The sequence below is a fragment of the uncultured Algoriphagus sp. genome (genome assembly GCF_963974835.1).
Classification (GTDB): Bacteria; Bacteroidota; Bacteroidia; order Cytophagales; family Cyclobacteriaceae; genus Algoriphagus.
Genome location: NZ_CAXBET010000014.1, coordinates 104,377 through 111,502, shown reverse-complemented (window position 1 = coordinate 111,502; position 7,126 = coordinate 104,377). Strand labels below are relative to the sequence as shown.

At 36.1% G+C, this 7,126-nt stretch carries 7 protein-coding genes; 2 read left to right on the top strand and 5 right to left on the bottom strand.

Annotation, left to right across the window (positions count from 1 at the left end; translation table 11 throughout):
• Positions 1–37: 37 nt before the first annotated feature.
• The gene (locus AACZ73_RS19905) at positions 38–409 is read right to left on the bottom strand and encodes a hypothetical protein (protein WP_339880588.1); all 372 of its coding nucleotides are present in this window, start codon (positions 407–409) and stop codon (positions 38–40) included.
• Between the two features lie 153 nt (positions 410–562).
• On the opposite strand from AACZ73_RS19905, the gene AACZ73_RS19900 reads away from it, so the two are divergent.
• On the top strand, positions 563–1,459 hold the full coding sequence (locus AACZ73_RS19900) for a glycosyltransferase (protein WP_339880587.1): 897 nt from the start codon (positions 563–565) through the stop codon (positions 1,457–1,459).
• 562 nt (positions 1,460–2,021) lie between these two features.
• Here AACZ73_RS19900 and AACZ73_RS19895 read toward each other — a convergent pair.
• On the bottom strand, positions 2,022–2,249 hold the full coding sequence (locus AACZ73_RS19895; RefSeq protein ID WP_339880586.1) for a DUF4372 domain-containing protein: 228 nt from the start codon (positions 2,247–2,249) through the stop codon (positions 2,022–2,024).
• 372 nt (positions 2,250–2,621) lie between these two features.
• Between AACZ73_RS19895 and AACZ73_RS19890 the strand changes: the two genes are divergently transcribed.
• Entirely contained in the window at positions 2,622–4,118 is a 1,497-nt protein-coding gene (locus AACZ73_RS19890) for a thiol-activated cytolysin family protein (RefSeq protein WP_339880585.1), read from the top strand.
• Positions 4,119–4,314: 196 nt separating this feature from the next.
• On the opposite strand, the gene AACZ73_RS19885 is transcribed toward AACZ73_RS19890, so the two are convergent.
• Genes AACZ73_RS19885 through AACZ73_RS19875 form a run of 3 tightly spaced genes read right to left on the bottom strand, consistent with a single transcriptional unit; the run spans position 4,315 to position 7,124 of the window.
• On the bottom strand, positions 4,315–5,049 hold the full coding sequence (locus AACZ73_RS19885) for a glycosyltransferase (RefSeq protein ID WP_339880584.1): 735 nt from the start codon (positions 5,047–5,049) through the stop codon (positions 4,315–4,317).
• On the bottom strand, positions 5,028–5,996 hold the full coding sequence (locus tag AACZ73_RS19880; protein ID WP_339880583.1) for a glycosyltransferase family 2 protein: 969 nt from the start codon (positions 5,994–5,996) through the stop codon (positions 5,028–5,030). The genes AACZ73_RS19885 and AACZ73_RS19880 overlap by 22 nt, the downstream gene beginning before the upstream one ends.
• Positions 5,997–7,124 carry a glycoside hydrolase family 99-like domain-containing protein gene (locus tag AACZ73_RS19875; protein WP_339880582.1) on the bottom strand — a complete coding sequence of 376 codons (1,128 nt, stop codon included), beginning with the start codon at positions 7,122–7,124 and terminating at the stop codon, positions 5,997–5,999. It lies immediately after the preceding gene.
• Positions 7,125–7,126 lie beyond the last annotated feature (2 nt).

The window sequence follows — 7,126 nt, the reverse complement described above, 5'->3', positions numbered from 1 at the left end:
CGAGGGGTCAGTTTAAATCGTCAGCCGGGGGTCAACTTCATCGTTTTTTGCAGTTATGAACATTTTCCTTCAAGATCTCGAAAACGGCCTCTTCAGGCTCAAAAGCAAAGATCTGATGATTAGGGTAATGCAAGGAAAAATAGAGTACGCTCAGTCCCATATTTGCCCCACAATCCAGAATCACTCCACTTTCAGAGATTGCAGGATTAAATTTATATAGCTCATCCTGAAATAGCTCCTTATAGGTGACTGCAAAACTTGCTGCGTGGTGAAACCGAAATGGTGTACCGAATATATATGTATATCCTGAGGCATCAGGCGGCAAATGCCAGATCCTTGCCATCTCTTTTGCAGCGGATTTAGCTTGTTTGTTCTTATTTTGGCTTGAAAACAGAAAGTCAAATTTCATGAATGGTAGATTGTGGATAGAAAACTCTCTCCAGAAAGGTAATGTATTCACTGTGGCGTATTCAACAAAATAAATCTATTAATTGGAGAAAATAATAGCAAAAATTGTCATTTCCACTCAGATAACTATTTATTTCATAAAAACGAAAGTAAAATGATCTCAATTATTATTTCTTCAGCTAATAAAAATTATCTGGAAGCAGTGAAAGGAAGCATTGCCAAAACCATTGGTTGTGAGTATGAGTTTTTGGCTTATGAAAACGCTAAAGGTGAGCGCGGCATTTGTGAAATTTATAACCAGGGTGCTGATGAAGCAAGGTATGACATACTATGCTTTATGCATGAAGACATAGAATACAAAACCAAGGATTGGGGTAAAATTGTTTTAAGGATTTTCTCCGAAAATCCTTCTCTTGGTTTATTGGGAGTAGCTGGTGGAGATTATAAATCGCTTGCTCCATCGAGTTGGTTCAACTTTGAAGCTGCAGCATCATTCCCGGGAAAAAAATATGTAAATCTCATTCAAGGGTTCAAATCTATTCATAAAGAACCCGTGCATGAGTTTTGTAATCCAAAAGACCAAAAGCTAGCCGAGGTAGCATGTGTTGATGGATTCTGGATGTGTACTAAAAAAACAATCTTCCCTTCATTCAAATTTGATGAGAAGCTCCTTAAAGGCTTTCATGGCTATGATATCGATTACTCTATTGCCGTAGGTCAGAACTATAAGGTTGGAGTTACTTTTGAGATATTATTACATCACTTTTCCGAAGGAGGGAGCACGAAGGAATGGGTAGAAGCTCAGGCTAAAATTCATAAAAAATGGAGTAGCATTCTTCCAATAAATCTAACCGGCTCTCCTCTCAAAGATTGTTTGCCATATGAAAAATACTACTTCAGAAACTTCCTTAAATATGCCAAACACATGGGGATTAGCAAAGCAAGTTTAACTGACATTATTCAGTCCGCTAGAGCTTCATCTGCTATGAGTGTGTATCTATATTTAAAATTACGCTGGTATGTACACAAACTCTATACAAACCCTGAATAATAGAATCAACCTATAGAGGTACTCATTTATTATCATACTATATTTTGAACATATAATTTTCCCGCCATTAACATTCTTTCGATCAGATTGTGGACTATCGTCGTTTTGTTCTGTGATCAATTTAGGGCTTCTAGGGATTTTTATAACCCACTGATATTCATCTATTTTTATAACAAAATAATAATATAAAAAACCCTAAATTAGCTTTTCCGGGGTTTCCTTTTTTGTATTTTAAGGTTACAAAGTAAAATAATATAAAATCCAGCTTCCTCTTTTCAAGGATCTCGACGGATATTTTCCAAAATATCACTTTTAAAGAATTTATTGTTAAGTCAGGTACATGATTTAACCTCTGGGATGCATTGGTCGCCTGCCTTCCCGAAGAACGGACAGGAAGGCGAGCCCCCAAGCTGATTTAGAAGCAAAGGCATGTTAACCCTGATATTTTTGAAGTCTTGCCTTAACATCATTGACAGGCAATTGTGGGAGCGTTATAACACAGACAGGTCTTTACAGTATTTCTTCGGAAAAGTAGTGGCTCATGACAAGAATCAGGGCTTACCTAGAAAAGCACTGTGAATGGGAGAACCTCCAAAAAGTGCTGATTTGCCACTGGAAGCAGGATGTCAACAACTCCGTAAAGCATAAATACAAGCTGTTTCCAGGCGTCCATCGTCTTATAATAACGGTCTGACTGAACTGTTTCAGAGGCCTTGTCCACAATCTCACGGGGTAAAGAAGAAAGTAGCCGTCTGATTATCGGATGACCGGATAGTTTTCTAGGTTGCATAGATTTGATTGCAATTAGGTAACCACAACATCTCTTTTATAGCGGAATTTACCAAATCGGTTGTTTCACTTTTTCTGTTATTTACTATTGCAAGAAAGGTGTTTTATACAGCATTTTTTATCGGATGACAGTAATTACAAATCTTCTCTTCAAACTAAAATAAATACTAAAAATACAAAAAAAATTATATTTATAATTAATCAGTAATAAAGTGTAATAGAAGATGTAATTATGAATATTCTAATAATAAGAAAAAATTAAAATAATATTACACACTAACAATCAAGGGGATATAAATAGGCGTAAAAACAATTCTTGTATTTATAGTTAAATCAAATTACTATTGCATCATCATATCATAAAAATTAAATAATGACGATTAAATTCACAAAAACAATTATCCTCTGTTGCTTCATTGCGATTATATTCTCTTGTAAAGAAGACGGAGATATTAGCCCAATTCAATCAAGTAAAATTCAACAGTTTGATAATTCTAAAAATCCCTTCAACTCAATGGAAATTGTCCCTCAAAATATTGAGGAGCTTATTAAAAAAAAATCAACACAAGTATTTCGCAGTGAAAATTCAAGATCTAACTGTACAAGTACCACACTTGTAGAAACAAGGGGTATTGAAAATTTAACACTATTAGAGGGGACAGATGGAATCATATACCCTGGATCACTATTTAATGCTCAAAGTGTCATTTCAGGGAAATACCAAACTATAACGGGAGTAACTAAACGTCCAATGACTTTAACTTTTACCCTAGAGGGTCTACAAGGAAATCCTAATAAGACAATAGTACCTACAAACCCTAATTACTTTAAAGCATACACAGAAATACTAAATACTCCTATTAATGGGACACAACCAGCCAATATAAGCTACTCTGTAGAAAGTATAAAATCAGAAGAGCAGCTTAAAATTGCAGTGGCGGCAAATTTTAAATTAAGTTCTCTTGCAGACATAAGCGCCGAATTTAACTTCAACAGTCAAAATAACAAAACAAGAATTATTGCCAAATTTATACAATCATACTTCACTGTAGATGTAGCAATACCTGAAGATGGAATCTATATAGAAGAATACCCGAACAAGGAAAAATTCGGTACCTATTCACCAATGTATATTTCATCTTTAAACTATGGAAGACTAGCTATGTTCTTTATGGAATCTTCCTATTCAGAACAAGATACTAAACTTGCACTTGAAGCGACTATAAAATTTGTAGTAAAAGGCTCTGGAAGTGTAAGTTTAGAGCAAAAAAACATTCTTAATTCTTCCAAAATGAGAGTTTTAATTAAGGGTGGTTCAGGTTCAGATGGTGTGAAGTCTGTTAGCGGGTACGATGAGTTTGTAAATTACATTAAACAAGGAGGAGAAATGACAAATAGCTCAAGAGGTGAAATCATTTCATACAGCTTAAGAAACCTCAGCAATCACACAAACTCTGTTATAAGTTTCTCAGCAAAATACAATGATTATGATTGTGTCACAACCGCATATAAAGATGGAGAATTTTTGAGAGATAACTCAACTGAAAAAATATACCAGGTTTTTAAGGGTAAAATCAGACATATACCGCATTTCCCTATGCTTCAAAAGGTTTATTCATTCCATAGCTCAATGCTCATTCATTTAAGTTCCTCAGAAATAAATTCAATTCCTATAGGGAATATGTTTGCCTCTGATTTAGATTTAATTCGTCATGCTTCATCAGGAATCATATATTTAAAGGAAGGAAACACCCTGCGTAGAATATTAGATGAAAACGCTTTCAATAAATATAGATTTAATTGGAATGGAACTACAACTGTTAGCAACATCTCTCAGTACAATTTACTAGACGATCCATTGAAATTTTAACCATAAACAAATACTAGGCATGTCATCTAATTATTAGATGACATGCATTTATTACCACAACCAACTCCTCAAAATACCAATTTAAAATTCTCGAAATTAGATTAAATAAAAATCATCATAAAATTTTTAAACTTAAAAAAACTATGATCAAACAATATAATAATCAAAACAACTATTAAGCACAATAGATTTAACATTACTTAAACTTTCTCAATCTATTCAAGTAAGAAAAATAACTCCTTCCCTCCCATTTGTATTCATAGTAGAATTGCTCACGTGTAGTCAATTTTTTTCTTTCCTTTTCAGATTTTGTATTCAATGTCTGACTTTCCAAATGATCCACAATTGAGTCAGTGACCAATGCATGGATAAGTCCATGTTTTTGCAACATCATACTGTAATCATTATCAGCATACCAGAAAGTAAATTTTGGATCCAACTTACCCGTGATTTTCAGCATCTCTCGCTTAAAAAAGAGGCACCATCCGATCAATTCTCCCCGGACTTTATATCCATATTTCACCCCATCATATAGTCTCATACCCTCTGCTGGATGATGGACAGAGCATGCTGGAGAAGCACTACTCAACGCTGGATCTTGCTTAAATGCATTTAAAATAGCCGTAGCCCAGCCAGGATGGAATAATAAATCATTGTTGCATATACAGACATAAGGACTGTCTCCCATTGCTATCCCAAGATTCATATACTTATGATAACCAAATTTCTCCTTAGGAAAAACTGTCTTTACCTGCGGAAAGTCATAAGGGTCAGCTGATTTATTGGACTCTAGAACAAAGACATTAAACTTGATTTTATCAACTGATTCGGAAGCCAGTAAAGTTTCAAGTCCTTTCTCAGTGACCTGTCTTAGCGTTTCATCTTTGGCGTAGCTCAAAATGATAATATCTATCTCAATTGCTTTATCCATAATTTGAATAATTCCTTTCGTTGGTGATTGATAGATTTAAAGTAATACTTCAGAAATTCCCCTGTACTTAGGTGTTGTTTTAATCTTCTCAGTTCTATGAAATCCCAGAGCCCTACATGATACATCAGACGTTTGAAATTCCCTTTATAGAGGACTTTGTTGAATCCAAGCAACTCTTCTTTTTCATCACTACTAAAACTGGAAATACTCAGGAGTTCATTCATCTTCAATCTGATAGCAAGAACCTCTTCCTTCATCTCTTTCAAATACCTATTTGATACACTTTTGCTATGCAGCCGAATAGATGTAAAAGCATCCGGGTTTTTCAAATAGTGATAAGAATAATCCGCAAATGCCAACTTCAACCAAAATTCCCAGTCTTCTAAAAATGCTTTTCCCTCCCTGAATCTTGCGCCTGAGTTGAGCACTACACTAGCTTTGATAAGAGGACTGCTGATCACCGCAATGTTCTGGTCAATCAAAGACCGAACTGTTTTATAACCCCTTCCTTGAAGCTTATGCATCCACTCCCTTCCATCCATTTCCATATTGGGGGAAAGCAATTTAGGATTTTCAGTATGAAAGTAGTAACTATCCGTATAACTGATATCGATCTGGGGATTGCTTTTAAAATGCTCCAGCTGAAGCGAAAGTTTTTTTTCACTTAGCAGATCATCTCCATCCAAAAACTGATAAAAATCTCCGGTGGCTTGAGCTAGTCCAAAATTGCGGGCTATGGAAACACCTTGATTCTCTTGGTAGAAATAGTGAAATCTAGAATCTACTTGAGTAAATCCTTCAATTATTTCCCGGGAATTGTCCGTAGAACCATCATCTACAATTATAGCCTCCCAATTTTGATGCGACTGATCAAGCAGGTTTCTCAAGGTCTCGGCAATTACAAAAGCGTAATTGAACACAGGAATTATTATGGAAACTTTATTCATTTACCTATCCACTTTTATGCTATGCATATAATAGCAAAATGTCTTCTTTACAGCCAAAAGATACTGATCTTGCCACATAGAATCCGACTCCAAATGACATCCCTCCGCCCATTCATTCCATGCATTGATAAAAGTATACTGGAGCTCTCCGGGAAGATTTTCTTCCGTCCATTCCTTTGTGAAGTTTAACCATTCTTCGAACTTCCTAGGAGTTGAATTAGTATAAATAACGGCATTGCTGTTCCTGCGTGAAGTATTGTCCCAGGAAGGGCATGTACACCGGAAATAAGTATAGTCAGAAGTTTTTTTACCACTCATTCCGTCCGCCAATCGATTATAATCATAAATTCCATTTTCATAACGCAGATCAGGTCTAATACCCAGATTATGAAGTGCTTTGCGAAACAAATAGCTTGACTTATTGTCCTTGAGAATTTTCCCACCTGAAAATGCTCTTTCCGGAGCAAACTCCATCCCTGCATCAAAACCTTGAGAGCCAGGATCAATTCCCTGCACAAAATTCTCCATACGAATCAAAAACAGCCCATCAAACCCGGCTTTGATTGCCTCTTCCCGCCATATGTCTGTTGCCTCTTTGATATTAGGATGGGATTCTGACCTATACATCAATAACATTGGCTTATTATCGACTTTGATATAGCGCTCATCTTTGAAAAACTGCATGAGGTACTGAATATGCTTCCTGTCATCCTCCAGGCTGTATTCCTGACCTATCAATTGCTCTTTATCCTTGCCATCCCATCTTCTGGTCCAGTTTTCATTGGCCCAGGAAAGGCAAAACGGAAAGTCAATATCCTTAGCCTCCAGCCATTGATGCAATGGTTTTTCCAATAGCAATTTTCCATTGAACCAATAGTGGTAAAAACAAAAGCCGTACACCCCATGTGACTTAGCCATATCAGCCTGTCTCCGCATCACCTCCACATCATTCAGGTCGTAGTAATCCTCGTTGAGAGGCACATGAGGCTGGTAGTGTCCCTTAAATCTAGGAGTCGCTTTTCTTACATTAGTCCACTCTGTAAATCCTTCTCCCCACCATGCATCATTTTCAGGAATCGCATGGAACTGGGGTAAATAAATAGCGATGGGTTTTACTTGATTTGCCATTA

Excerpts from the sequence above, each read along its gene's own strand:
- AACZ73_RS19895 (WP_339880586.1), bottom strand. The coding sequence starts at position 2,249 with ATGCAACCTAGAAAACTATCCGGTCATCCGATAATCAGACGGCTACTT.
- AACZ73_RS19890 (WP_339880585.1), top strand. The coding sequence starts at position 2,622 with ATGACGATTAAATTCACAAAAACAATTATCCTCTGTTGCTTCATTGCG.
- AACZ73_RS19880 (WP_339880583.1), bottom strand. The coding sequence starts at position 5,996 with ATGAATAAAGTTTCCATAATAATTCCTGTGTTCAATTACGCTTTTGTA.
- AACZ73_RS19875 (WP_339880582.1), bottom strand. The coding sequence starts at position 7,124 with ATGGCAAATCAAGTAAAACCCATCGCTATTTATTTACCCCAGTTCCAT.
- AACZ73_RS19905 (WP_339880588.1), bottom strand. The coding sequence starts at position 409 with ATGAAATTTGACTTTCTGTTTTCAAGCCAAAATAAGAACAAACAAGCT.
- AACZ73_RS19900 (WP_339880587.1), top strand. The coding sequence starts at position 563 with ATGATCTCAATTATTATTTCTTCAGCTAATAAAAATTATCTGGAAGCA.
- AACZ73_RS19885 (WP_339880584.1), bottom strand. The coding sequence starts at position 5,049 with ATGGATAAAGCAATTGAGATAGATATTATCATTTTGAGCTACGCCAAA.